Source organism: Devosia sp. Z11_6, from assembly GCF_058133665.1.
Window position 1 is genome coordinate 259,560 of record NZ_JBYUNQ010000002.1, and the last position, 25,315, is coordinate 284,874.

General features: G+C 64.0%; 23 protein-coding genes. 9 read left to right on the forward strand and 14 right to left on the reverse strand.

Going from position 1 to position 25,315, the window contains the following annotated elements:
- Window positions 1-12: 12 nt before the first annotated feature.
- The 7 genes from AC3YMN_RS06485 to mutM all read right to left on the reverse strand — a co-directional run bounded on the left by AC3YMN_RS06485 (window position 13) and on the right by mutM (window position 11,588).
- The gene (locus tag AC3YMN_RS06485) at window positions 13-2,559 is read right to left on the reverse strand and encodes a transglycosylase domain-containing protein (protein ID WP_489889399.1); all 2,547 of its coding nucleotides are present in this window, start codon (window positions 2,557-2,559) and stop codon (window positions 13-15) included.
- A gap of 330 nt (window positions 2,560-2,889) precedes the next feature.
- Window positions 2,890-5,343 (reverse strand): DNA topoisomerase (ATP-hydrolyzing) subunit B, encoded by a 2,454-nt coding sequence (gene gyrB, locus AC3YMN_RS06490; RefSeq protein WP_172121808.1) that lies wholly within the window; start codon window positions 5,341-5,343, stop codon window positions 2,890-2,892.
- A 107-nt stretch (window positions 5,344-5,450) separates the two neighbouring features.
- On the reverse strand, window positions 5,451-6,569 hold the full coding sequence (gene recF / locus AC3YMN_RS06495) for a DNA replication/repair protein RecF (RefSeq protein WP_489889400.1): 1,119 nt from the start codon (window positions 6,567-6,569) through the stop codon (window positions 5,451-5,453).
- A 64-nt stretch (window positions 6,570-6,633) separates the two neighbouring features.
- Window positions 6,634-7,755 (reverse strand): DNA polymerase III subunit beta, encoded by a 1,122-nt coding sequence (gene dnaN / locus AC3YMN_RS06500; RefSeq protein WP_172121806.1) that lies wholly within the window; start codon window positions 7,753-7,755, stop codon window positions 6,634-6,636.
- Window positions 7,756-7,943: 188 nt separating this feature from the next.
- Window positions 7,944-9,416 (reverse strand): chromosomal replication initiator protein DnaA, encoded by a 1,473-nt coding sequence (gene dnaA / locus AC3YMN_RS06505; protein ID WP_127755116.1) that lies wholly within the window; start codon window positions 9,414-9,416, stop codon window positions 7,944-7,946.
- Between the two features lie 867 nt (window positions 9,417-10,283).
- The gene (gene rpsT / locus AC3YMN_RS06510) at window positions 10,284-10,550 is read right to left on the reverse strand and encodes a 30S ribosomal protein S20 (RefSeq protein WP_127755115.1); all 267 of its coding nucleotides are present in this window, start codon (window positions 10,548-10,550) and stop codon (window positions 10,284-10,286) included.
- A 150-nt stretch (window positions 10,551-10,700) separates the two neighbouring features.
- The gene (gene mutM / locus AC3YMN_RS06515) at window positions 10,701-11,588 is read right to left on the reverse strand and encodes a bifunctional DNA-formamidopyrimidine glycosylase/DNA-(apurinic or apyrimidinic site) lyase (RefSeq protein ID WP_489889401.1); all 888 of its coding nucleotides are present in this window, start codon (window positions 11,586-11,588) and stop codon (window positions 10,701-10,703) included.
- Window positions 11,589-11,692: 104 nt separating this feature from the next.
- On the opposite strand from mutM, the gene ubiE reads away from it, so the two are divergent.
- The 4 genes from ubiE to AC3YMN_RS06535 are packed head-to-tail and all read left to right on the forward strand — an operon-like array spanning window position 11,693 to window position 15,204.
- A complete protein-coding gene (ubiE, locus tag AC3YMN_RS06520) occupies window positions 11,693-12,457 on the forward strand; it encodes a bifunctional demethylmenaquinone methyltransferase/2-methoxy-6-polyprenyl-1,4-benzoquinol methylase UbiE (protein WP_489889402.1) in 765 nt (254 codons plus the stop codon).
- Between the two features lie 3 nt (window positions 12,458-12,460).
- Window positions 12,461-13,996: a 2-polyprenylphenol 6-hydroxylase gene (gene ubiB / locus AC3YMN_RS06525; protein WP_489889403.1), complete on the forward strand. Its 1,536-nt coding sequence runs from the start codon at window positions 12,461-12,463 to the stop codon at window positions 13,994-13,996.
- On the forward strand, window positions 13,997-14,461 hold the full coding sequence (gene dut, locus AC3YMN_RS06530; protein WP_489889404.1) for a dUTP diphosphatase: 465 nt from the start codon (window positions 13,997-13,999) through the stop codon (window positions 14,459-14,461).
- Between the two features lie 14 nt (window positions 14,462-14,475).
- A complete protein-coding gene (locus tag AC3YMN_RS06535) occupies window positions 14,476-15,204 on the forward strand; it encodes a HesA/MoeB/ThiF family protein (protein ID WP_489889405.1) in 729 nt (242 codons plus the stop codon).
- A gap of 5 nt (window positions 15,205-15,209) precedes the next feature.
- Here AC3YMN_RS06535 and fabB read toward each other — a convergent pair whose 3' ends face one another.
- Window positions 15,210-16,433: a beta-ketoacyl-ACP synthase I gene (gene fabB, locus AC3YMN_RS06540; protein WP_127755109.1), complete on the reverse strand. Its 1,224-nt coding sequence runs from the start codon at window positions 16,431-16,433 to the stop codon at window positions 15,210-15,212.
- A gap of 65 nt (window positions 16,434-16,498) precedes the next feature.
- Window positions 16,499-17,029, reverse strand: coding sequence for a 3-hydroxyacyl-[acyl-carrier-protein] dehydratase FabA (gene fabA / locus AC3YMN_RS06545; RefSeq protein ID WP_127755108.1), 531 nt, complete (start codon window positions 17,027-17,029; stop codon window positions 16,499-16,501).
- 165 nt (window positions 17,030-17,194) lie between these two features.
- On the opposite strand from fabA, the gene irrA reads away from it, so the two are divergent.
- The 4 genes from irrA (at window position 17,195) to AC3YMN_RS06565 (ending at window position 20,224) form a co-directional block, all read left to right on the forward strand.
- Window positions 17,195-17,641 (forward strand): iron response transcriptional regulator IrrA, encoded by a 447-nt coding sequence (gene irrA / locus AC3YMN_RS06550; RefSeq protein ID WP_172121799.1) that lies wholly within the window; start codon window positions 17,195-17,197, stop codon window positions 17,639-17,641.
- A 153-nt stretch (window positions 17,642-17,794) separates the two neighbouring features.
- Entirely contained in the window at window positions 17,795-18,625 is an 831-nt protein-coding gene (locus AC3YMN_RS06555) for an arylamine N-acetyltransferase family protein (protein ID WP_489889406.1), read from the forward strand.
- A complete protein-coding gene (locus AC3YMN_RS06560) occupies window positions 18,625-19,233 on the forward strand; it encodes a YdeI/OmpD-associated family protein (protein WP_489889407.1) in 609 nt (202 codons plus the stop codon). Before AC3YMN_RS06555 ends, AC3YMN_RS06560 begins: the two co-directional genes overlap by 1 nt.
- Before the next feature lie 97 nt (window positions 19,234-19,330).
- Window positions 19,331-20,224 (forward strand): ribokinase, encoded by an 894-nt coding sequence (locus AC3YMN_RS06565; protein ID WP_489889408.1) that lies wholly within the window; start codon window positions 19,331-19,333, stop codon window positions 20,222-20,224.
- Between the two features lie 61 nt (window positions 20,225-20,285).
- Here the strand turns inward: AC3YMN_RS06565 and infC are convergent, their stop codons facing one another.
- On the reverse strand, window positions 20,286-20,822 hold the full coding sequence (gene infC / locus AC3YMN_RS06570; protein WP_172124743.1) for a translation initiation factor IF-3: 537 nt from the start codon (window positions 20,820-20,822) through the stop codon (window positions 20,286-20,288).
- Window positions 20,823-20,998: 176 nt separating this feature from the next.
- Between infC and AC3YMN_RS06575 the strand changes: the two genes are divergently transcribed.
- Complete coding sequence (locus tag AC3YMN_RS06575) at window positions 20,999-21,778, forward strand: alpha/beta hydrolase (protein ID WP_489889409.1); 780 nt, start codon at window positions 20,999-21,001, stop codon at window positions 21,776-21,778.
- On the opposite strand, the gene AC3YMN_RS06580 is transcribed toward AC3YMN_RS06575, so the two are convergent.
- Genes AC3YMN_RS06580 through AC3YMN_RS06595 form a run of 4 tightly spaced genes read right to left on the reverse strand, consistent with a single transcriptional unit; the run spans window position 21,775 to window position 25,176 of the window.
- Entirely contained in the window at window positions 21,775-22,428 is a 654-nt protein-coding gene (locus tag AC3YMN_RS06580) for a GNAT family N-acetyltransferase (protein ID WP_489889410.1), read from the reverse strand. The two genes, AC3YMN_RS06575 and AC3YMN_RS06580, sit on opposite strands and share 4 nt — an antisense overlap.
- A complete protein-coding gene (locus AC3YMN_RS06585; RefSeq protein WP_489889411.1) occupies window positions 22,425-23,297 on the reverse strand; it encodes an NAD-dependent epimerase/dehydratase family protein in 873 nt (290 codons plus the stop codon). Before AC3YMN_RS06585 ends, AC3YMN_RS06580 begins: the two co-directional genes overlap by 4 nt.
- Window positions 23,294-24,493 (reverse strand): tRNA epoxyqueuosine(34) reductase QueG, encoded by a 1,200-nt coding sequence (gene queG / locus AC3YMN_RS06590; RefSeq protein ID WP_489889412.1) that lies wholly within the window; start codon window positions 24,491-24,493, stop codon window positions 23,294-23,296. The genes AC3YMN_RS06585 and queG overlap by 4 nt, the downstream gene beginning before the upstream one ends.
- A gap of 5 nt (window positions 24,494-24,498) precedes the next feature.
- Window positions 24,499-25,176, reverse strand: a complete 678-nt coding sequence (locus AC3YMN_RS06595) for a glutathione S-transferase family protein (RefSeq protein ID WP_127755098.1) — start codon at window positions 25,174-25,176, stop codon at window positions 24,499-24,501.
- Between the last annotated feature and the right edge of the window lie 139 nt (window positions 25,177-25,315).

Here is a 25,315-nt window from a genome sequence, read left to right on the forward strand (position 1 = left end):
CGAAGAACCAGTTCAACCACCAAAGATCATGTCCATCAGCGTGCGCGGCTTGCGCTCGCCACTGGGGGCGGGCTGGGTTTGCACCGGCTGGGGCGGCGCAAAACTTTCCACCGGCTGGGGCGCTACGAAGTCGCCCGGCGGCTGGATGCCCTGGGGCTGCTGTTGTTGCCATTGCGGCTGGGCCTGCTGCGCGGGCTGGCTCGGGACCCAAACCTCCTGGCCGGTTGCCGGATCCACCACCAGCTGCATGGGCATGCCGGTGTCAGGATCGATCGGGGTGTTGTCAAAGCCTGGAGCTGCCTCGCCCACGGGATAGCCCGTGGCAGGATCGATCTGCTGGCCCGAGGCGTCAACGATGGTCCCGGCGGGGTAGCCGGTAGCCTGATCGATCGCCGGAGCCGACTGGCCAGCATCGACCGGCAGGCCCGTAGTGGGATCGATCTGCGCTGCGGGAGCAGACGCTGCTTCAGCAAAGCCGTCCACCGGCTCGCCGGTCGCCGGATCCACATATTGCACCATGGGCTGACCGGTCGTCGGGTCGACGGCTTGCTGACCGGTTTGGGGATCATAAACCGGCTGGGCAACCGGCTGGCTGGAGGCCGTGCCCCCGGCGCCGCTGGCCTCACCGGAACCGGCTGGTATCTGCGCCACTTCTAGCCCTTCATGGGCCTTGGTCATGAACTGGCTCCAGATCGCTGCCGGCACATTGCCGCCGGACAGCGTGGTCTTGGTGTTGTCGTCATTGCCCAGCCACACGCCAGTGACCATGCGTGCGGTATAGCCGACAAACAGCGCATCCTTGGATTCCTGGCTGGTACCGGTCTTGCCCCCAAAGGGCCAGCCATTGAGGTTGGCGCCCTTGCCGGTGCCCACTTCCACGGCGGTTTTGAGCATGTCGTTCATTTCGGCCAGGATATTGGGGGAAATGACGCGGCCCGGGCCGGCAGTGCTGGCTTCGTAAAGCACCTCGCCGTCCTTGCTTTCGATGCGGGTGATCACATTGGGGATCACGCCCATGCCGCCATTGGCAAAGGGTGCATAAGCGGAAGTGAGCTCAAGCAAGTTCACCTCCTGGGTTCCGAGCGCAATCGAGGGCACCGCCGTCAGTGGCGAGGAAATGCCCATCCGCATGGCGGTGTCGATCACCGCCTGGGGCGTGACATCAATGGCGAGCCGTGCGGCGATGGTGTTGAGCGAATAAGCCAGTCCCTGGCGCAGCGTTACCGTGCCGGCATATTTGCCCGAAGCATTGCGCGGGCTCCAGCCCTGATATTCGAACTGGGCATCCTCGGCGAGGGTATCAGGGGTGTAGCCCTTTTCCATGGCCGCGAGATACACGAATGGCTTGAAGGTCGAACCGGGCTGGCGCTTGGCCGTGACGGCGCGGTTGTATTGGCTGGCCTGGTAATCCACGCCACCCACCATGGCGCGAACGGTACCATCCACATCCATGGCCACGAGCGCACCCTGGGTGAAGCCGCGCTTGGGGCCTTCATTGGCCACCGCTTCACGCACGATGAACTCGGCCTGCTTCTGCAGGTCCCAGTCGACTGTGGTAGAGACCACCACATCGCCTTCGATCTCACCGATATAGGCGGTCATCAATGACTCCACCCAATCGGCGACATAGGATTCCGAGCCGGCCACCTTGGTGCGGATGGTCTGATCGGGATCGATCTGCGCGGCCTGGGCTTCCTCGCGGGTGATATAACCCTCTTCGGCCATGGCACTGAGGACGAGCTTTTGCCGCGCCGAGGTGGCGGCAGGATCAGACTTGGGATTGAGGCGAGATGGCGCCTGGAGCGAACCGGCCAGCATGGCCGCTTCCCCCAGGGACAGATTGCGGGCGGATTTGCCAAAATAGGTCTGCGCCGCCGCCTCGATGCCGTAGGAATTGTGGCCGAAGAACACGCGGTTGAGATAAAGCTCGAGGATTTCGTCCTTGGAATAGTTCTGCTCGAGCCACACGGCGAGCAGCGCCTCCTGCACCTTGCGCCCAATTGTCTGGTCGGGGGTGAGAAAGAGGTTCTTGGCCAGCTGCTGGGTAATGGTCGAGGCGCCACGGGTGACGCGTCCAGCCTGCAGGCTTTCCACCGCCACGGCGGCAAGGCCGACAATATCGACGCCGAAGTGGTCGTAAAAGCGCCGATCCTCGATGGCGAGCAGCGCCGCGGGCACATATTGCGGCAGCTCACGTAGCACGGTGGCTTCGCCGCCGGTTTGGCCGCGATTGGAAATCAGTTGCCCGTCAGCGGCAAGGATGCGGATATTGGGCGGCCGATCCGGCACAGCCCAGGTGTCAGAGGATGGCAGTTGCGCGCCGTAGTAAACCACGACGCCGGCGATGGCGATGCCGGCCCAAAGGCACAAGACAAAGCCCCAATGGAGCACGCCGATCAGAAAGCCGCCCGCGCCCGAACGACGCCGCTTGGGCTTGCCGGGGCGACGGGGTGGCGTTGCCTTGCCGCGTTTTTGCGCGGGGCGCTTGGCGCCCTTGGGCCCGGGTGACGCCCCGCCCGTGCGTTCATCGTCCACAAACACCCCAACGGAGCGGCCCATTGAAGGCTCGACGCGTTCCCGGCTCTTGGCTGAGGCGGAACGCTGCGCGGGTTTGGCTTTCCTGCCAGGCTGAGCCCCGACACGGTCATCGGCGGTGATGCGGAAATCCATCAAATCTGAACCCTGAACGGTGTCCCGGCCCGGTATCGCGCAATGCGCTTGCCTGGCAAAGAGATGCTGGTCTGGCCGCTCACCTGGCGCCCGCCCAATCGGGGTGCTGCCGCGCGTCCACACGACTTTGCTTGTCCCGGCAAAATGTGGCCGGTTTATGTGATAACAGCCGATTTCCCGGCGCTGTGGCGGGGTTGCGACACCCCGCCATCAGCCAGGTCAAACGTCCAGATTGGAGACGCTGAGCGCGTTGTCCTGGATGAAATCGCGGCGCGGCTCCACCAGATCACCCATCAGGGCGGTGAACACGCTGTCGGCCTCGTCGGACTTGTCGATTTCCACCTTGAGCAGGGTGCGGGCATTGGGATCAAGCGTGGTTTCCCAGAGCTGCTCGGCGTTCATCTCGCCCAGGCCTTTATAGCGCTGCAGCGACACGCCCTTGCGGCCGGCATCGGTAACGGCATTGAACAGCGAGGACGGCCCGAAGATCGGGATCGTTTCGCCCTTGCGCGTCAGAGTGGGAACGCCGGCATAGAGTTCGTCGAGCCGCTCGGCCAGTTGCCGCAGGCGCCGCGCATCGGCGCTCCCCAGCAGTGCCGGATCGAGGCGGTGGGTTTCGGTGACGCCGCGCACGGTACGCGAGAAGGTCAGGCCATCGTCATCGGCCAGTTCCCCGATCCAGCCTCGTTCGAGCTCATCGGAGATGCGATCAAGGCGCCCCGCAATGCGCTTGGCGGTCGCGGCGGCGCGCTCGGGATCGGCCAGACCCTCAGGGTCCATGCCACCAACGATAGCGGCCTGCTCAACAAGGCTACGGTTGTAGCGGGTGTTGAGATTGGCGATGGCGTGCACGATGTCGCGCGACTGCCCAAGGATCGAGAGCAGATCATGCCCGCCATGCTCGACGCCTGCGCTGGTGGTGAACACCGCATCGTCGAGGCCGGCCGCCAGGAGATAGTCCTCGAGCGCCCGCTCGTCCTTGAGATACTGCTCGGACTGACCGCGCTTGGCCTTATAAAGCGGGGGCTGGGCGATATAGATGTGGCCGCGTTCCAGCAGTTCGGGCGTTTGCCGATAAAAGAAGGTCAGCAACAGCGTGCGAATATGGGCGCCGTCCACGTCAGCGTCGGTCATGATGATGATCTTGTGGTAGCGCAGCTTGTCGGCGTTGAACTCTTCGCGCCCAATGCCGGTGCCCAGCGCCGTGATCAGCGTGCCGACCTGGTCGGACGAGATCATGCGATCAAAGCGCGCGCGCTCCACATTGAGGATCTTGCCACGCAGCGGCAGCACCGCCTGGTTGGAGCGGTCGCGCCCCTGCTTGGCCGAGCCACCGGCCGAGTCACCTTCGACGATGAAGATTTCGGATTTTGCCGGATCGCGTTCCTGGCAGTCGGCAAGCTTGCCGGGGAGCGAGGAGATTTCGAGCGCACCCTTGCGGCGCGTCAATTCGCGCGCCTTGCGGGCGGCTTCACGTGCAGCGGCAGCTTCGGCGACCTTGCCAACGATGATCTTGGCTTCGTTGGGATGCTCCTCGAACCACTGGCCGAGCTTTTCATTGACGATGTTCTCGACCACCGGGCGCACCTCGGAGGACACAAGCTTGTCCTTGGTCTGGCTCGAGAACTTGGGATCGGGCACCTTGACCGAGAGCACGCAGGTCAGCCCTTCGCGCGTATCGTCGCCGGTAACGGTCACCTTTTCCTTTTTGCTGATGCCAGAGCTTTCGGCATAGCTGGTGACCTGGCGCGTCAACGCACCGCGCAGGCCGGCAAGGTGGGTGCCGCCGTCGCGCTGGGGGATGTTGTTGGTGAAGCACAGCACGTTTTCGTGGTAGCTGTCGTTCCACTGCAGCGCTACTTCGACAGTGATGCCGTCCTTTTCGCTGATCATGGTGATGGGGTGGTCGATCGCCGGCGTCTTGGCCTTGTCGAGATAGCGCACAAAGGCCTCGAGGCCGCCTTCATAAAACAACTCGACCTTGACCGGCTCGGGATGCCGGAGGTCATTGAGCAGGATGCGCACACCGGAATTGAGGAAGGCCAGTTCGCGCAAGCGGTGCTCGAGCGTCTTGAAGTCGAACTCCACCATGGTGAAGGTTTGGTCCGACGGGAAAAAGGTGATGGCGCTGCCTGAGCGGCCTTCATAGGTGCCGGGCTGCTTGTCGGGCACATAGGTACCAGTCTGCTGGAGCGGACCATCGGCATCGCCATGGGTGAAGCTCATCTCGAAGATCTTGCCGTCGCGACGGATCTTGAGCTTGAGCCATTGGCTGAGGGCATTCACCACGGACACGCCCACGCCATGCAGGCCGCCCGAAACCTTGTAGCTGTTCTGGTCGAACTTGCCGCCGGCATGGAGCTGGGTCATGATGACCTCGGCCGCCGAAACGCCTTCTTCCTTGTGGATGTCGGTCGGGATGCCGCGACCATTGTCGATCACCGTCACCGAGCCATCGGCGTTCAGCGTGACCGTTACGAGGTCGGCATGGCCGGCCAGCGCTTCGTCGATGGCGTTGTCGACCACTTCATAGACCATGTGATGCAGGCCCGAGCCGTCATCCGTGTCCCCGATATACATGCCCGGGCGCTTGCGCACCGCGTCGAGGCCTTTGAGCACCCTGATGCTATCGGCGCCGTATTCGTTGGGAACGGAATTTTCGCTGTCGGTCATGGGGTCCGAATCAAGTCGTTAGGGAGTGAAACTGTTGTATCCAACTGGGGCGTCAACCCCAAGTCGAATGGGTCTATATAGCGCAAATCGGCAGGTGAGTCCGGGCTTTAGCGCTCCGTGAGGAGCCGCCCGTCGCGCACCGTTACTGCCTGGGCCCGCTCGCCCAGATCGGCGAACAGCAAACTGTCCGTGCCGGTGAGAAAACACTGCGTGCCCAGACCGTCCAGAGCGCCAAACAGCGCACGGCGGCGATCTGGATCCAGATGCGCGGCAATCTCGTCCAGCAGCAGGAATGGCGTGATGCCGGTGCGGTGATGCACCAGGCGCGCATGCGCCAGAATGAGGCCGATCAGCAGCGCTTTCTGCTCGCCAGTCGAGCCCAAGGCGGCCGGCATGCCCTTCTGGCGATAGGTCACTTCGAGATCCAGACGGTGTGGACCATATATGGTGCGCCCGGCCGCCCGATCAAGGCCGCGCGAGCCCAGCCAGAGCTCACCCAAGGCCGTTTCGAGCTCGCTTGAAACGGTGGGTGCCGGCCCGTCTTCCCAGAGCGGGGTCAACGCCAGATCGGCCGCCGGAAAACTCTCGTCCTCAAGGCTATGGGCGATGAGGGTTTGCAGATGCTCGAGGCTGTCGACCCGGGCGAGGTGAATGGACGCGCCCAACTCGGCCATCTGCGCCTCGATGGCGCCGAGCCAGCGAACATCGCCACCTTCTTCAAGCAGCCGGTTGCGTTGGCGCATCGCCTTGTCGTAGTCCGACACCGCCGCCCCGTGGGAGGGGATCAGCGTGGTCACGAGGCGATCCAGAAAGCGGCGGCGGTCACTGGCGGGGCCCGAGAACAGCCCGTCCATAGCAGGGGTGAGCCACAATACGCGCAGATACTCGCTCATCGCCTCCACCGAGCGGGCATTGGCGCCATTGATGCGCACCCGGCGTCCGGAATCGCCGAGGGACGCGCCGGTGCCAATGTCGGTGGGTCCGGCTTCGGTTTCCACCGTCGCGGCCACTGCCCAACCCGTGTCGGAGCCTTGCTCACTCACGGCGTCGAACGTCGCCCGGCGCAGCCCGCGCCCGGGCGACAGCAGGGAAATGGCCTCAAGCAGATTGGTCTTGCCTGCGCCATTGGAGCCGGTCAGAACCAGATGGCGACCATCCAGATCGAGCGCAGCGGCAGTGTAGTTGCGAAAGGCCGTCAGGCGCAGGCGTGACAGGTGGCGGATCATCGATGACCCCGCAGGCGCAATGGAGCCATTGGCTCCGCATCAATGCTCAACTTGTGAACGCCGCTCAGACCCGCATGGGCATCAGCACGTAAAGCGCGCTGGCCTCGCCCTCTTCCTTGACCAGGGTCGGCGAGCCCGCATCATTGAACATGAAGACGGCGCTTTCCGAGCGGATCTGCCCGACAATGTCCAAGAGGTAACGGGCATTAAAGCCGATCTCGAAGCCATCGGTGTCGAATTCCACCGCGAGTTCTTCGCTGGCTGTGCCGTGATCGGGATTGGTGACGGACAACTCCAAGAGGCCATCCTTGGCCGAAAGCTTGACCGCCTTGCCGCCGCGATCCGAGGCGATGGTGGAAACGCGATCCACCGCAATGGCAAAGGAAGCGCGATCGACATTCATTTGCTTGTCGTTGTTCTTGGGCGTGACCCGATCATAATCGGGGAAGGTGCCCTCGATCAGCTTGGACAGCAGCACGACCGGACCCACGGTGAAGCGGATCTTGGTGTCGGACACCTCGACCTTGACATCGCCATCAACACCGTCGAGCAGCTTTTGCACTTCGCCCACGGTCTTTTTGGGGACGATGATACCGGGCATGCCCTGGGCGCCTTCAGGCGCCGGCATTTCGGCACGGGCCAGGCGGTGCCCATCGGTCGCGACTGCGCGCAGCAGCGGGCCGTTGGCGCTGGATTCCACCGCATGCAGGTAAATGCCGTTGAGGTAGTAACGGGTTTCCTCGTTGGAAATGGCGAACTGGGTGCGCTCGATCAACTCGCGCAAGCCGCTCGCGGGCATGGAAAACTCGTGGCCAAAGGCGCCGGATTTGAGATCGGGGAAGCTGTCGGGCGAGAGGCATGCCAGGTGAAAGCGCGAGCGCCCGGAGGTCAGCAGCATCTGCTCGCCACCTTCGGTTTCAAGCCGCACTTCGGCGCCATCGGCCAGCTTGCGCACAATTTCATAGAGCGTGTGAGCGGGAACCGTGGTGGTGCCCGGGGTCGAGACCATCGCGGGCACGCTTTCGGTGACCTCGATATCAAGGTCGGTGGCGCGCAGTTCCACCGCGTCCTCGGCGGCCTTGAACACCACATTGGCCAGGATTGGATAGGTGTTGCGCCGTTCAACCACCCGATGCACATGGCTCAGCGACTTGAGCAGATGATTGCGTTCGAGGGTAATCTTCATGGCAACAACTTCCAAAGCACTACGCGGCTGATCGGGCCAGCCAACACCCCGGCTAGGCGGGTTTGGACATTTACAATTTGTGAACCGATTGGCAAGGCCCGGGAGCGCGACACGCTGGCCCATTGCCCCAAAACAAGTACGGCGAGACCTCAAAGCCTCGCCGCAACTCACTTCACGCCAAGCCCGTCCTATTCCTCGAGCATGCGCTTAAGCAGTTCGATTTCCTGGGCGAGTTCCACATCGTCCTTGATCATCTGCTCGACCTTGCGCACCGAATGGAGCACGGTGGTGTGGTCGCGCCCGCCAAAGCGGCGGCCGATCTCGGGCAGCGAGCGCGAGGTTAGGGCCTTGGCAAGGAACATCGCGATCTGGCGCGGCCGCACCACATCGCGCGAGCGGCGCGCGGACAGCAATTCGTTGCGCGGCACCTTGTAGTGGCGCGACACCATTTTGAGAATGTCCTCGATGCGCACGCGCTTGGCGTCATGGGTGCGGATGAGGTCGCCCAGGGTCTTTTCGGCCAGCGGCACGGTGATGAGTTCGCCGGTCAACTGGTTGGCGGCCACGAGACGGTTGACGGCGCCATCAAGATCGCGGCCATGGCTGACCACGGCACGGGCGACATAATCGAGCACGGGGGCGGGAAAGTGCATGCCAAAGCGCGCGGTCGCCTGATCGGCGCGGCGCTGCACGATGGAGCGGCGCAGCTCGACGTCAAAGCCCGAGATCGGCACCACGAGCCCACCCGACAGGCGCGAGCGCACGCGCTCGTCGAGCATTTCGAGATCGCGCGGGGGCGCATCGCCGGCCACGACGACCTGCTTGGCGCCCGTCAGGAGCGTACCCAGCGTATGGCCGAATTCGGTAGCCGACTTGCCCTGCAGGAACTGCATGTCATCGATCAGCAGCAGATCGACCCGGCGCAACCATTCCTTGAAGCCGAGCGCGGACTGGCGCTGCACGGCGGTGATGAAATGGTACATGAAGTGGTCGGCGGTCAGATAGACGATGTTCTTGGTGGCATCGGCCTGCTGGGTGGCATGGGCGATGGCATTGAGCAGGTGCGACTTACCCAAGCCCACGGTGGAATGAATGTAAACCGGGTTGAAGGTCACGGTGTCATTGGCGGCGGCCTGCGCGATCTGGCGGGCAACGCCCAGTGCCATTTCGTTGGCGGCGCCGGCGACAAATGTATCGAAGGTCATGCGCGGATCGATGCCGCTGCCCGAAAGGGCATCGCCCTTGGGGGCGGGAGCTTCGCGGCCAATCCGCGTCACGGTCGCCGAGGGCTGTGGCGACTGCGCGGGCGCAGCGGCGGCGCTTTCGGCGGGCGCCGATTCAGCCACTAGGGTCGGGCGCTGGCGGGGCTGGCCATTGACGCGCAACGTGACCTGGAGCCGGGTGATCGCTTCATCATCCAGGCGGAACGCTTCCACAATGCGATCGGCATAATTGGACTGAACCCAGGAACAGAGAAACCGGGTGGGGGCAGACAGATGCACCACTTCGCCGGCGATTTCCTCGAGTTCGAGGCGGGCGAACCAGGAGGTGAACACATCCTCGCCAACCGCAGTTTTGAGGCGGGCACGGACCCGGTTCCAGAGCTGACGCTGATCGGCTGAGGGAAACTCGGCTTCGTTCACGGCAGACACCTCGCCCATGCTGGTCGACGAAAAGGAAGAAGCGCTGGATCGGTCCCAATCTGCTCTTCCGGCGGCAATCTGCTGCTTCATATTCTGGTGCCCCATTCGTGTTGCCGCCCCGTCCGCAAGATCGGGCCGGCCTGGTTTGTTATGGCGGCGGAGGGTCTCCGCAGCCAAAGCTTCGCCATTGCGTCCCAAAGCTGTGGACGCAAAGAAGTATCGTTGGCGGCGCAAGCCACCATTGGCTATTTACGTTCTTGTCGCTGAACCCAACCGGAGTCGGTTAGTGGGCTTTTGTTCTTGATGCAGGTCCGGACCGGACCGGATGAACCAATTTCACCGCTGCCATCGTCACCGCACTTCGCCTCGCCATTGCTGCCAAAGCGATCCAATCCATAAGCCTATTCGACCCGTCAACTCGGTTCGGATGGCGCTTTTCGCGTCCCGTCCTGAGCTGACGAGAGGCATTCTAGAGTGTGGGTTTTGGGCTCGCAACACGTGAATTTTTCAAAATGGGGGTTGACTCGCCCGGCCTCCGTTAACCTCCAGCAAGGGCTCTGTGACCCCCTCGCTCAAGGCTCTGTGACTCCACGATGAATCGCGTAGCAAGCGCTTTGTGAAGGCGAAAAAAATATTTCGACCGACCGGCAAATTCGACGGTATCCGGAAAATTGGAAGCTGCGGCCGTCAACGCAGAATCAAGGCAAGCCTATGATTATGCGGCGCTTTTTGTCGCAGCGCTTTGTTACACTCTTTGGCGTGCCGCATTCACGCAGCTGACACAATCTGCCGACAAAGGCAAAAAAGCACCCCGCGATCGGGCAATAAAAAAGGGCCCCTTGCGGGGCCCGTTCAATGCTTGGCTCGCTCCTGCAAAGGCAGGGATCAGACGCTCAAAGCCTTAACGCGGTTGTTGAGGCGAGACACCTTGCGCGCAGCCAGATTGGCATGGACGATGCCCTTGGTGGCAGCCCGGTTGATCTCGGGCTCAGCGGCACGGAGCGCCTGCATGGCAGTGGCGTGATCGCCGGCAACAATGGCTTCCTCAACCTTGCGGATGAAGGTGCGAACGCGCGAGCGGCGCGACTTGTTGACCGCGGTGCGGGCTTCAATCTTGCGGGTAGCCTTTTTGGCTGAAGGCGTATTGGCCATAACGGTCCTCTTGCGGTCCATCCGGACGAGATGCGCAAAATGCGCAGCAGGGTACGGGGCGAAATGAAAGCGGCGGCACAGGAGCCGCCAGGTCGTGGGCTCTATAGGGGATAGGCCGGCAGGCGTCAACTGGATTCACCCGCGCCCCGCTCAGGGCTGCCCCTGGCAAACCGGACAAAAGAAGGTGGAGCGGCCGGACTGCACGGTACGCTCGATCGTACCGGTACAACCAAGGGTGGGGCAAGGCTGCCCTTCCCGGTCGTAAACGGCAAAGCGATGCTGGAAATAACCCGATCCCCCCTCCGCATTGCGGAAGTCGCGCAGGGTCGAGCCGCCCACCTCGATGGCCTCGATCAGCACCTGGCGGGTGGCGGACACCAGCGCTTCGAGCGCAGGCTTGGGCGTGCCATCCTCGTCGAGCAGCGTTCCGGCCAAGACGGTCGGGTGAATATGAGCGCGATGCAGCGCTTCGGCCACATAGATATTGCCCAGACCAGCAACAACGCGCTGATCCAGCAGCGCGGCCTTGATCGGGGTTTTCTTGCCCTTGAGCGCCGCGCTCAGGCTCTCCACATTGAACGCGTTGCCCAGTGGCTCGGGACCTAGGCCCTGCAGATAGGGGCTCGTCGTGATGTCATCATAGAGATCCACAAAGCCGAAGCGGCGCGGATCGGCATAGATCAGGTGCGAACGGCCATGGACGGGGTGAGAGATTTCCCAAACCATATGGTCGTGCTTGGGCCGGGGCTGGAGCTCATAATAGCGCGGCGGCTTGTCGATAGGGTGCTCGGCAAAGCGATACGCCCCCGTCATCCCGAGATGGCTCAACAGCGTGGCTCCGCTCGAGAGCTCCATCAGCAGATATTTGGCCCGCCGCCCGACATGGCGCACGCTCTGGCCTTCCAGCTTTTCCTTCAAACCCCGCGGAAAGGGAAAGCGCAGGTTTTCGCGGTGCAACGTCACCTTCTCGATGTGCGCGCCTTCGAGCCATGGCGCCAGGCCCCGGCGCACGGTTTCGACCTCGGGCAGTTCTGGCATCCTCGGCTCCTGGCGCTGTGCTGCTTTGCGCCATGGCAAAGCAAGGCGGGCTTCGCTATGGTGCGCCCGAAACCAAGGCCCCCAGCGTTCAAGAGTTCCATGCCATGACCGACACGCGCGAGACCACCCATTTCGGCGAGCAAACTGTCGCGCTCGAAGACAAGCAGGGCATGGTCAATGCCGTGTTCCACGGCGTCGCCGATCGTTATGACCTGATGAACGACCTGATGAGCGGGGGCGTGCACCGCATCTGGAAGGATGCGATGGTCACCGAGCTGAGCCCTCCCAAATCGGGCACAAGGCCCTATCGCGTGCTCGATATGGCGGGCGGCACCGGCGACATTGCCGAGCGCATCATCAATCGCTCGGTGGGTTATGCCGAGGTCGTCGTTTCGGACATCAATTCGGACATGCTGCGCGTGGGCGCCCAGCGGGCGCGCGAGTGGCGCTATCCCGACCAGGTGAGCTTCGTCGAGGCCAATGCCGAGGCCCTGCCCTTCCCCGACAACAGCTTTGACGCCTATATGATCGCCTTTGGCATCCGCAATGTGCCGCGCATTCCCCTGGCGCTTTCGGAGGCGCACCGGGTGCTCAAACGCGGCGGGCGCATCCTCGTGCTGGAATTTTCCCAAGTGGATGTGCCCGGGCTCGACGCGATCTATCGCCAGTTCTCCGACCGGGTGATCCCGCCCATGGGACGGCTCGTGACCGGCGACAGTCAGCCCTATCAGTATCTCGTCGAATCGATCCGCAAGTTCCCCTCCCCGCCCGCTTTTTCGGCCATGTTGACCCAGGCGGGCTTCAAGCGGGTCAAGCACACCGCCATGACCGGCAATATCGCGGCGCTGTTCAGCGGCTGGAAGCTCTAGCCCATGTGGTTGTCGCCCTATTTCCGCCTGGCGCGAGCCGGCTTTGTGCTGGCGCGCGAAGGCGCCCTGTCGATCATCCCCAAGGAAAGCCTGCCGCCCGCGCTGCGGGCCCCCATCGCGCTGGGGCGCCTCGTGGAGCGCCCCGAAGTGCGCCGCACGGGTCATGTGGAGCGGCTCAACCGCGCCCTGCGCCTCCTCGGCCCGACTTATGTAAAATTCGGCCAGACGCTGGCGACCCGCCCCGACGTCGTGGGTCCCGAGGTTGCCGCCGACCTGCAGGGCCTGCAGGACCGCATGGAGCCGTTCGACCCCAAGCTCGTCCCCGAGATTCTTGCCCAGGCGCTCGGCCCCAAGGCCGAGCAGTTGCGCGACATCTCGGCGCCCGTCGCGGCCGCCTCCATTGCCCAGGTGCACAAGGCGCGGCTCGTGCCCACGGGTGCCGCCCCGACCACCGTTGCGGTCAAGATCCTGCGCCCCGGCATCGTGCAAAGCTTTGCCGCCGATATCGAGAGCTTTTATGCCGGCGCGCGCCTGTTCGAGCGGCTCGCCCGCAAGCTGCGGCGCCTGCGTCCGCTCCAGGTGGTGGAAACGCTCGACCGCTCCGCCCGGCTCGAACTCGATCTGCGCCTGGAAGCCGCCGCCATCTCGGAAATGACCGAGAACATCAAGAATGACACCGGCTTTGTGATCCCCACCGTCAGTTGGGACCATACCGCGCAGAATGTTTTGACCACGACCTGGGTCGAGGGCATCCCCGTTCGCGACCTCGCGGCACTCGATGCGGCGGGGATCGCTCGCAAGGTTCTGGCCGCCAATATCCTGCAGAGCTTTTTGAAGCACGCCATCCGTGACGGCTTTTTCCATGCCGACATGCATCCGGGCAATCTCTTTGCCGCCCCGGGCAGCAATGACGTGATCGCCGTCGATTTCGGCATCATGGGCCGGATCGGGCGCTCCGAGCGCCGGTTCCTGGCCGATATTCTTTACGGCTTCATCACCCGCGATTATCGCCTCGTCGCCGAGCGGCATTTCGAGATCGGCTATGTGCCCGCCAACCAGTCGGTGGACGATTTCGCCCTCGCCATCCGCTCCATCGGCGAGCCGCTGCATGGCCGCACCGCCGCCGATATCTCCATGGCGCGGGTGCTGGGGCAGCTTTTTGCCGTCACCGACCTGTTTTCCATGCAGACCCAGCCGCAATTGGTGCTGCTGCAAAAATCCATGGTGCTGGTGGAAGGCGTCGCCCGCGCCCTCGATCCCGATCTCGATATCTGGTCGCTGACCGAACCAGTCGTCGGCGACTGGCTGCGCCGGGAAGCCGGGCCCATGGGCCGGATCGATGATCTCAAGCGCGGCTTTGAGGTCTTTACCGATGCGAGCAAGCGCGTGCCCACCATTCTGGCGGAAGCCGAACTGGTGCTGGCGCAAACCCGGCTCGAGCAACAGGCCCGGCTGCGCGATGCCGGCAGTCGCCTGCCCCTCGCCCTTGGTGCGGGGGCGCTGTTACTGCTTGGCATCCTCATCGGCGCGGTGCTCTAGATGGCCGCTGTAACCATCCCTCTCCGCTGGCTGCCCCATGGCGAGGGCCTCCCCCTTCCCGCCGCCCAAACCAGCGGCGCCGCCGGCATGGACCTGCAAGCCGCCATCGCCGAAGGTGAAGTTCTCGTGCTCGCGCCCGGCCAGCGGGCGCCGGTGCCCTGCGGCTTTGCCATGGCGCTCCCCGCCGGCTTTGAAGCGCAGGTGCGGCCCCGCTCGGGCCTGGCGCTCCGACACGGGGTCTCCGTCCTCAACGCGCCGGGCACGATCGACTGCGATTATCGCGGCGAGATCTGCGCCCTCCTCATCAATCTGGGGCAGGAGCCCTTCGAGATCCGCCGCGGCGAACGCATTGCCCAGCTCCTCGTGGCGCCCGTCACCCCGGCACAGTTCGGCGTGCAGAGCGTTCTTGATGACACCGATCGTGGCGCCAATGGGTTTGGCTCCACCGGCACCAGCGTGCCATAAACCGGGGGTGCCGCTTGCCCGCTGATCCCCGCCCACTCTCATCCGAAGAAACCCGCCGCTATGGCCGTCACCTCGTGCTTAAGGGCATGGGCGGGGCCGGCCAGCAGGCGCTCAAGCGGGCCCGGGTGCTGGTGGTGGGTGCGGGCGGGCTGGGCAGCCCCGTCATCGCCTATCTCGCCGGCGCCGGCATTGGCACGCTCGGCATTGCCGATCACGACACGGTGTCGCTGTCCAATTTGCACCGGCAGGTGATCCATACCGGCGCCGGTGTGGGCACCAACAAGGCCCAGAGCGCCGCCGCTTTTGCCGAAGCGCTCAACCCGCATGTGCAATTGGTGCCCCATGAGGCGGCCGTCACTGCGGACAATGCCGAAGCGCTCCTGGCGCAATACGACCTGGTGCTGGATGGCACTGACAATCTCGCCACGCGCCGCATCACCGCCGCAGCCGCCGCCAAGCTTGGCCTGCCGCTGGTTTCGGGTGCTGTCTCGATGTTTGCTGGCCAGGTGACGGTGTTTGCCCCAGGCGGCCCAGGCTTTGCGGCGCTTTATCCCGCCGCCGCCGATGATGCCGATCTGCCCTCCTGCGAGGCCACGGGCATTATCGGCCCGCTCACCGGGGTGATCGGCACGCTGATGGCGATGGAAGCGGTCAAGCTCATCACCGGCATCGGCACCCCCCTCGTCGGGCGGGTGCTGGTTTATGATGGCAAGGACGCCCGGTTTTCCGAGTTCGCCCTCTAACAACCTCAGGCGTCGGGGTGCTTAAAGACGAGCGCCGCATTGGTGCCGCCAAAGCCAAAGCTGTTGGACAGCACCACGCCCAGATCCACATTGTCGCGCCGTTCGCGCAAAATGGGCATGTCCTCGAAGGCCGGGTCGAGATTGTCAATATTGGCGCTCTGGGCAATGAAGCGGTTCTTCATCATCAGGATCGAATAGATCGCCTCATGCACGCCCGTGGCGCCCTGTGAATGGCCGGTCAGCGACTTGGTCGCAGCGATCGGCGGGCACTTGTCCTCGTTGCCGAACACGGCGCGCAGGGCCTCGATCTCCTTGAGATCGCCTACCGGCGTCGAAGTGGCATGGGGATTGATGTAGTCGACCTTTTGCTTCACGTCGCGCAGCGCCAGGCGCATGCAGCGCTCGGCGCCTTCGCCGGAAGGAGCCACCATATCGACGCCGTCGGACGTGGCGCCATAGCCGATCAGCTCGGCATGGATGGTGGCGCCGCGGGCAATGGCGTGCTCACGCTCCTCGAGCACCAGAACGCCCGCGCCGCCCGAGATCACGAAGCCGTCGCGGTCGCGGTCATAGCAGCGCGAAGCGCGTTCCGGCGTCGCGTTATAGCTCGAGGACATGGCGCCCATGGCGTCGAACAGGTTCGACAGCGTCCAGTCGAGATCCTCGTGTCCACCGGCAAACATGATGTTTTGCTGACCCAGCATGATCTGCTGGGCGGCATTGCCGATGCAGTGCTTGGAGGTCGCGCAGGCCGCGGTGATGGAATAATTGATGCCCTTGATGCCAAAGGCGGTCGCCAGGGTTGCCGAAGCGGTCGAACCCATCGCCTTGGGCACGGCCAGCGGCCCGATGCGCTTGGGCCCTTTTTCGCGAGTGATGTCGGCGGCCTCGACGATGGTGCGGGTGGAGCTGCCGCCCGAGCCCATCACGATGCCGGTCATCTCGTTGGAAATATCGGCGGCGTCCAGCCCGGCATCGGCGATGGCCTGCTGCATGGCTAGATAGTTCCAGGCGGCGCCGCGTCCCATGAAGCGCGTGGTGCGCCGATCAAGCTCGGCAAAGGGATCCAGCATCGGATCGCCCTTGACCTGGCTGCGGAAGTTCAGATCGGCATAATCCTGGGCAAAGGAAATGCCGGGCCGGGCGGTGCGCAGGCTTTCGGTCACATCGGCAACCGAATTGCCGATGGAAGAAATAATGCCCATGCCGGTCACGACGACGCGTTTCATCTGTTCCGCTCCTAAGTGCGGGTGCCCGTTGAACCGGACCCCTCGGCTTGTTGGGTAAAAGGGGCTCAGGCGACCTTTTGTTCGCCCATCTGGCTGTCGGTGAACAGGCCTACCCGCAGGTCCTTGGCCTCATAGATCACCTTGCCGTCAGCCTTGACCCAGCCATCGGCAATGCCCAGCGTCAGTCGCCCGCGCATCACGCGCTTGAGGTCGATGGCATATTCCACCAGCTTGACGTCATTGGTGACCTGGCCGGTGAACTTGATCTCGCCACCGAGCGCACGGCCGCGACCGGGCTGGCCGATCCAGCTGAGGAAAAACCCGGTCATCTGCCAGATGGCATCGAGCCCCAGGCAACCCGGCATCACCGGATCGCCGACGAAATGGCACTGGAAGAACCACAGGCTTGGATCGACATCGAGTTCGGCCCGCACCTGGCCCTTGCCGAAGGCGCCGCCGGTATCGTCGATATGGGTGATGCGATGGAACATCAGCATGGGTGGAGCGGGCAGGCGCGCATCGCCTTGCCCGGGCAATTCACCCCGGCCGTGAGCCAGGAGTTCTTCGTATCCAAAAGCGTGCTGGCGCTCGGCCATGGCCTGGCTCCTTATGTTTAAATCGTCTCGTATAGGCGCGCAGGGGGAGGGTCAAGGGATCGGGGGCATCCCGTTAGCCCTCCCAGGCGCTCTAGCTTGTCCTAAACGCCCGCCAAAGCTATAAGGTCCGGACTATTGATCCCGATCTTGCGTTTCAAGGACCCCATGTCAGAGCGATCCCAGACCCTCCGACCTGTTCCTTCCCGTAAACCGTGTCTCACGGCCGTGCTGCGCATGGCGGGATTGCGCCCGACCAGGCAGCGCGTGGCCCTGGCCGAACTGTTGTTTGGCGGCCCGCATCGCCATGTCAGTGCCGAGCAGCTGCACGGCGAAGCCAGCTTGGCACGGGTCAATGTGTCGCTGGCAACAATCTACAATACCCTCCACCAGTTCCACCAGGCGGGCTTGCTGCGCGAAGTGGCGGTGGATGCATCGCGCTCTTATTTCGATACCGATACCTCCGACCACCACCATTTCTATGTTGAGGACGAGCAGCGCATGATCGACATTCCGGCCTCTTCGGTGGAGTTCCGGACCCTGCCTGAAGCCCCCCAGGGCATGCAGGTGAGCCATGTGGATGTGGTGATCCGGGTGCGCAAGCAGGCCCAGTAAAGGGCCGAAAAACTGCAGCTTGGGCCTGCGCTCCACCGCGGCGCGCAGGCGTGCTCCGGCGCTCCGGTCGGCCCCTCCGGGTGCTTGGCGGGTGACAAAAGCGTGACCCACCGGCATATTGCGCCGCAACGGAAACAGCAAAACGGGTGGCTGATGCGGCCAAAGGTTAATCTGAATGCCTATTTCGAGCGGATCGGCTTCGCCGGCTCCATTGCTCCAACCCTTGGCACGCTAGAGCAGCTGGTGCAGCTGCATCCAGCCAGCATTCCCTTTGAAAATCTCGATCCCCTGCTGGGCGAACCGGTGCTGCTCGATCAGGCGAGCCTTGAGCGCAAGCTCCTGGCCGACAATCGCGGCGGCAACGCCTTTGAGCACAACAGCCTCTTGCTGAGCATGCTGGGCGAGCTCGACTATACCGCCCGCCCTCTGCTGGCCTCGGTGCTCTGGCCCAGCCCGCAGACCGAAATCGATCCGGATCTGCATCTGATCGTGCTGGTCGAGCTTGCCGGGCAGACCTATCTCGCCGATGCCGGCTTTGGCGCCACGACCCCGACAGCACCTCTTAAGCTGCGCGCCGATGTGGAGCAGACCACCCCCCATGGCGATTATCGCCTCCTGGGCGGGGATCCGCGCTGGGAGCTGCAGACCAAGCTCGGCGAGGACTGGGTGCCGCTCTATAGCTTTGACACCAACGCCGAAGGCGACATCGAAGCCTCCAACCAGTTCGTCTGGAGCGATCCCGCCTCCTCGCAGCGCCGTACGCTGACCGCGGCCCTCTCCCCCAAGGGCAGCCGGATCGTGCTGTCCGGCAACCAGTTGAGCCTGCCCGGTCCCGAAGGCGAGCCCGATCAGCGGACCCTCACCGACGAGGCCGAACTGCGCGAAGCCCTGACGGCCAATTTCGGCATCACCTTGCCCGAAAGCGAGTTGCTCGACGCCAAGCTCCTCGCGATCCTTGCCGGCGCCAATCCGCTCACCACCTGATGGCCCCGGTGGTGCCCCGCCCCGACCGGATCCGCGCCTTTCCCAACGCGGCCGCCTGGGAAGCGTGGCTCGCCGAGCACCACGGGAGCGAGCCCGAATTGTGGCTGCGCATTTTCAAGAAGGGCAATGGCACCCCCACGGTTACCTATGCCGAGGCGCTCGACGTCGCCTTGTGCTGGGGCTGGATTGACGGCATCCGCAAATCCTGGGACGAGGCCTCGTTTCTGCAGCGCTTCACCCCCCGGCAGCCCCGCAGCATCTGGAGCCAGGTCAATCGCGATCATGTCTCGAGACTGATTGCCCAGGGGCGCATGACCGAGCACGGCCTGCGCCAGGTCGGGGCTGCCAAGGCCGATGGCCGTTGGGACGCCGCCTATGCGTCCCCCAGCAAGATGGACATACCGGCCGACTTGATGGCGGCGATTGCCGCCGATCCTGCCGCTCTCGCCACCTTTGAGGGGCTGAGCAAGACCAACCGCTTTGCCCTGGCGTTTCGCCTCGCCAATTTGCGCACCCCTGCCGGTCGCGCTCGCAAGATCGCCGAGTTCGTCGCCATGCTGGCCCGCGGTGAGGCCATTTACCCCCAGACCAGGGACACGCCCAAATGAGTGTGCCGGGCATGGACAAGCTCGGGCACATGCAGGACAAGGCGGGTCTTGCCACCACGCGCAACTGGAACACCATACTTAAGGCGGCCTGCCCCACATGATCACCATTTTTGGCTCCACCAATCTCGACCAGATCGGCACTGTCACCCGCTTGCCCAGCCCAGGTGAAACGGTGGCCGGCGGCACGTTTTCGGTTTCCCCCGGGGGCAAGGGGGCCAATCAGGCTCTGGCTGCCCGCCGCGCCGGGGCGGAAGTGCGCCATGTATCGGCCGTAGGCAACGACGTCTTCGCCCAGGCAGCGCTCGAGCTGCTCAAGGCCGATGGGGTTGATCTCAACGAGGTCAAGATTGCCGCCGAGCCCACCGGCATTGCTATGATCCTGGTGGACGCCCAGGGCGAAAACGTCATTGCGGTGCTGCCCGGCGCCAATGGCACTTTGGGCCCGGCTGATGCCGATGCCGCCCTTTCGGGGCTCCAGGCCGGTTCGGTGCTGCTGCTGCAGCAGGAAATCCCCCAGGAAGCCACCCAGCGCGCGCTGGAGCTCGCCCGGGAGCGTGGGGCGATCTCGATCCTCAACACCGCCCCTTTCCTGCCCACCACCGCCGCGATCGCGACGCAGGCGAGCATCCTCGTCGCCAATGAAAGCGAGTTTGCGCTGCTTTGCGGTGAAAGCCATGCCGATATCATGGTGGCAATGCAGGATTGGGCCATCCAGCACAACCAGACCGTGATCGTGACCCTCGGCGGCGATGGCGCGCGGGCCGCGACCCCGGAAGGCGTCATCAGCGTGCCTGCCCTGCCGATCACCCCCGTCGACACGGTTGGCGCAGGCGATACGTTCTGCGGCTATCTCGCTGCCGGGCTCGATGCCGGGCTGTCGCTTGAGGCCGCAGTGCGGCGCGCAACGGCGGCGGCGAGCCTGGCTTGCCTCAAACCCGGAGCGCAGCCGGCCATCCCCCGCGCCGATGAGCTTGAGCCATACGGGCAGTAGGGTCCACAAGCAAAAAGGCAGGCCACTGGCCTGCCTTTGAATACCTTTGAAGCGCCAGCGCTTACTTGGGCGCCAGCACCATCACCATCTGGCGGCCTTCCGAGCGCGGCTGCGACTCGACCTTGGCCAGGGCTTCCATCTGGTCCTTGACCTTGATGAGCAGTTGCATGCCGATTTCCTGGTGCGCCATTTCGCGGCCACGGAAACGCATTGTCACCTTGACCCGGTCACCCTCGTCGAGGAAGCGCTGAACGGCCTTCATCTTGGTCTCGTAGTCGTGCGTATCGATATTGGGACGCAGCTGGACTTCCTTGACCTCGATCACCTTCTGCTTCTTGCGCGCTTCGGCCGCCTTTTTCTGGGCAGCATATTTGAAGCGGCCGAGATCGAGCATCTTGGCGACCGGCGGCTGGGCGTTAGGCGAGATCAGCACCAGATCAAGGCCTGCTTCCTGGGCTTCAGTCAGCGCCTCGCGCGTTCGGACAATGCCGCGGTTCTCACCTTCGGCATCGATCAACTGAACATCAGGGCTGGTGATATCCTCATTGGAGAGCGGCCCATCTTTCTGGGGCGTAACGGGTCTCATGGGACGGCGAATGGCGGGCGTTCCTTGTGTAGTTAAACAAAGTGGTGAAAACAGGCGTAAAATCGTGGTAGCGGCACCGGAAGTCAACTGCACAAGCAGGGATTTCTTGCCTGCTGGGCGTTCGGGGCCACACTAAAGCGCTCTTGAGCCGCTTTGCGTTCCCAACTGGATAATGATTGGTGCATTTCATGGTTGAGCCATCCTTGCTTTCCGTCGGCACAGGCGACGCCGCCCGGTCCATTGCCGTGGCCCGGCGGGAGGGTGCAGCCCCCGGTATTTTCTGGCTCGGCGGTTTTCGCTCGGACATGAATGGCAGCAAGGCGCTGGCGCTTGATGCCCTGGGGGCCGAACAGGGTCTTGCGGTCACCCGCTTTGATTATTCGGGCCATGGCGCTTCGGGGGGCGATTTCAATGAGGGCACGATCAGCCGCTGGCTCGAGGAAGCCCAGTCGGTGTTTGCCACCACGACCGGGCCGCAGATCGTCGTCGGCTCCTCCATGGGCGGCTGGCTCGCCCTCCTGTTGGTACGCGCCATGCTCGCGCAAGGCGATCATCGGGTCGCAGGTCTGGTGTTGATCGCCCCGGCCGTGGACATGACGCAGGACCTGATGCTGGCGCAGTTCACCCCGGCCGAGCACGACGCCCTGAGCAACCAAGGCCATGTGGAGCAACCCTCCGATTATTCGGACGCGCCCTACCGGCTGACCCGCGGCCTCCTCGAGGACGGGGAACAGCACCTCCTGTTTGGCGCGGTGATCGAAACCGGCTGCCCGGTGCATATCCTCCAGGGCGGGCAGGATACCGATGTGCCCCAAGCCCATGCCATCAAGCTCGTCACCCACCTGCTGCATGACCCCGTCACCCTGACGCTGATCCCCGATGGCGACCATCGCCTCAGCCGGCCTGAGGATCTGGAGCGGCTGCGCGCAGCGGTGCTGGCGCTGGTCAAGGACGCCAAAACCGCCTAGCGGCGCGCGTTCAGTCGGCTCTTTTGCGTGCCGTCGGGGGCAAAATTGTCCGGGCTCAGCCAGCGCTGATATTCGGCGCGCAGATCGGGCCATTCGCTGTCAATGATCGAGAACCAGGCCGTGTCGCGGCTTTCGCCCTTGACGATCCGGTCCTGACGGAACAGCCCCTCATAGGTAAAGCCAAAGCGCTGCGCCGCCGCCTTGGACGGCTCGCTGCGATTGTTGCACTTCCACTCAAAGCGGCGATAACCGAGAGCGTCGAAGGCGTGGCACGCGAACAGATAAAGCGCTTCGGTCGCCAGCGGCGAGCGCGCCATGTCCGGGCCCCAATACACCCCGCCAATCTCGATCGAGGCGTGTTCGGGGAAGATGCGCATCCAGCCCTGCCGCCCGAGGGCGCGACCTGTGCGCTGGTCAACCACGCCAACAAAGCGATCGGCTCCGGCATTGACCGCAGCGATCCAGCTTTCGAGCTCCCCAACGCTTTGCGGCGGATATTCCCCCAGCCAGCGATAGCGCTCGTCCATATCAGGCCCTTGCCATGCCGCGAGGAGATCGGGCGCATGCCTGGCTTCCAGCGGCTCGAGCCGCACGAGACGTCCCTCCAGAACTTGCCGCCCGGGCGCCGATTTGGCTCCTACCACGCTCATTGGCCTTCACCCGCCAAAATGCCGGCCAGCCCCTGGCGATAGGTCGGATACAAGAGCTCGATCCCGAGCGCCTCCTTGATCGCGCGATTGGAAACGCGCTTGTTGTCGGCATAAAACGAGCGCTGCATGGGCGTCAGCTCCGCTTCCGCATAGGCAATCTCGGGCGGCGGCTCGACCCCCAGCAGGTCAGCGGCATAGGTCACGAGGTCCTGCGGTGGCGCCGGCTCGTCATCGCCCAGGTTGAAGGTGCCCGCCAGCCGCTCTTTTGCCGCCAGCGCGGTGATCCGGCCGATATCTTCCACATGGATGCGGTTGAACACCTGCTCGGGCTTGACCAGCCGGCGCGCCGTGCCGTCCCGCAGCTTGTCGAAGGTCGACCGGCCCGGGCCATAAATGCCGGCCAGACGCAGGATCGTCAGCGGCAGCCCGCGCCCTTGCGCATAGTCGCGCCACGCGGCTTCCGCCGCGACCCGCCGGTCCGAGCGTTCATTGCGCGGCACCAGCGGAACGGTTTCATCGATCCAGGCGCCGCCGAAATCGCCGTAAACGCCCACGGTGGAATAATAGCACAGCCATTGCAAATTGGGCGCGGCATCAAGATCGGCCCGGTGCTGGCTCAGCGCCGGATCGCCCGCCGCATCGGGGGCAATGGACAACACGACATGGGTGGCCGCGCGCAGATCCGCGCGCAGCGCTTCGCTCGGCGCATCGCCGGTAAACAGGTGGGCGGCAATGCCGTTGTCGCGCAGCAGCGCCGCCTTTTCCGGTGACCGCACCGTGCCGGCAATGCTGGCCGCCGGATCGAGGGCCCGCACCTGCTCGACGGTCGCCAGGGACGAAAAGCCGAGGCCGAAAAAGAAGAATTTCATTGCAGCACTGCCGTCCATTCCTCGCGCACCTGCGCGTCGGTTTCATCAGGCGCATACTGCGCGCGATAAGCGGCGCCGTCATCATCACCCGCCAGCCTCCGGGTCGCCCACACCGCCGCGCCGCGGACCAGCGGCTCGGGGTCGGCCAAGCGGGCCGCCGCCAGTGGCAGCAGGGCGACATCGCCACTATTGCCCACGGCAATCAGCACATTGCGCAAGAAGCGGGCATGTCCAATGCGCTTGATCGGGGAGCCGGCAAAGAGCGCCCGGAACCCGGCATCATCGAGTTGCACCAGACCGGACAGCGCCGGGCGGTCCAGCTCCTCGCGCGCCTGCAGCCGCGCTTCTTGGCTTTGCTTGGCAAATTTGTTCCAGGGGCAGACGGCGAGGCAATCATCGCAGCCATAGATGCGGTTGCCCATTGGGACACGAAATTCGAGCGGAATGGGCCCCTTGTGCTCGATATTGAGGTAAGCCAGGCACCGCCGGGCATCGAGGCGATAAGGGGCGGGAAAGGCATTGGTCGGGCAGACATCAAGGCAGCGCGTGCAGGTGCCGCAGCTTGAGCGATGCGGCTGGTCAGCCGGCAGTTCGGCCGAAGTAAAGATCGCGCCCAAGAACTGCCAGCCCCCCCAGTCGCGGCTCACCAAAACGCTGTGCTTGCCCTGCCAGCCCAGGCCCGCGGCTTCCGCCAGCGGCTTTTCCATCACCGGGGCGGTGTCGACGAACACCTTGACGTCGGCGCCTGCGCGCCGCGCCAGCAGGCCCGCCAGTTCCTTGAGCTTGCCCTTGATGATCTCGTGATAATCGCGATTGCGCGCATAAACCGAAATGGCGCCATGGGAGGGATGCTCGAGCGCCTCGAGCGGATCGCTGTCGGGCCCATAGTTGAAGCCGAGGAGAATGATCGAGCGCGCTTCGGGCCACAGCCCCTGGGGGCTGGCGCGCCGCTCGGGTGTTTCAGCCATCCAGTCCATGTCGCCATGCCAGCCCGCTTCGAGCGCGGCCTCGAGCTTGGCGGGCAGGTCCGGGCGCGCATCGGCGCGGGTAATGCCAAAGCTCGAAAACCCCAGCGCCCTCGCGCGCTCGCGCAGCTCGGTCACGAGCTTTTCAGGTGCGGTTGCAGCACCGGCGCTCGCCTTCCCCTCGGCGGGGGTCGACAAACCCTCCAGCAGTTGGGGAAGGTGCAGTTGCATGGTCGCTAAAAATCCAGATCGGCATAGCCGGCGTGGGGCGGCATCGCCACCACGCGGTCATTGAGCAGGGTGCGGAAGGCCGGGCGCGACTTGATGCGCGAATACCAGTCGCGCGTTTCACCCGCCTTGTTCCAGTCCATGTCACCGAGGTAATCGAGGGTGGAGAAATGCGCCGCCAGCGCAAAATCGGCCAGGGTCATGCTGTCGCCACCCAGCCAGGAGCGCGTCGCCAGCAGCCAGTTGAAATAGAGCATATGCTCGGTCAAATTCGCCTTGGCCACCCGCAGCACCGATGGGTCGGGGGTGGCGCCGCGCTGGTCGCGCTTGACGATCTTTTCCTCGAGAATATAGCGCGTCACTTCCTCGTTGAGCTTGGTCAGGATCCATTCCAGCAGCCGCCACATCTCGGCGCGCGGTCCCGGATCGGCCGGCACGAGGCCCGAGACCACATTGGGCGACCACAGATCCTCGACCATGTGGATGGCCGCCAGAATGCCCACGATGGGCGTGTCGCTGTCATCGAGCAGGATGGGCAGAGTCGCGGCAGGGTTGATCTCGAGCAGCGTGGGTTCGCGCAGCCACGGCTTGATCTCCTCCATGTCGAGCGGCACGCCGTATTCGGCGCACATCAGGCGAATAATACGGGAGGAAGGATCAAGGGGGTGGTGCAGCAGACTTGGCATGCGGGATGCTCTTGTTAAGTTCAGGCTGGTGTTCAGATCAGGCTGGTGTTCGGGCCGGTTGCTCGCCCGCCTTGGCGCTCGGAGCGAAGCAGTTTAAGACCCCCGGCGCTGCTATGCGGCTTGCTAGTGGAGTTAGGGG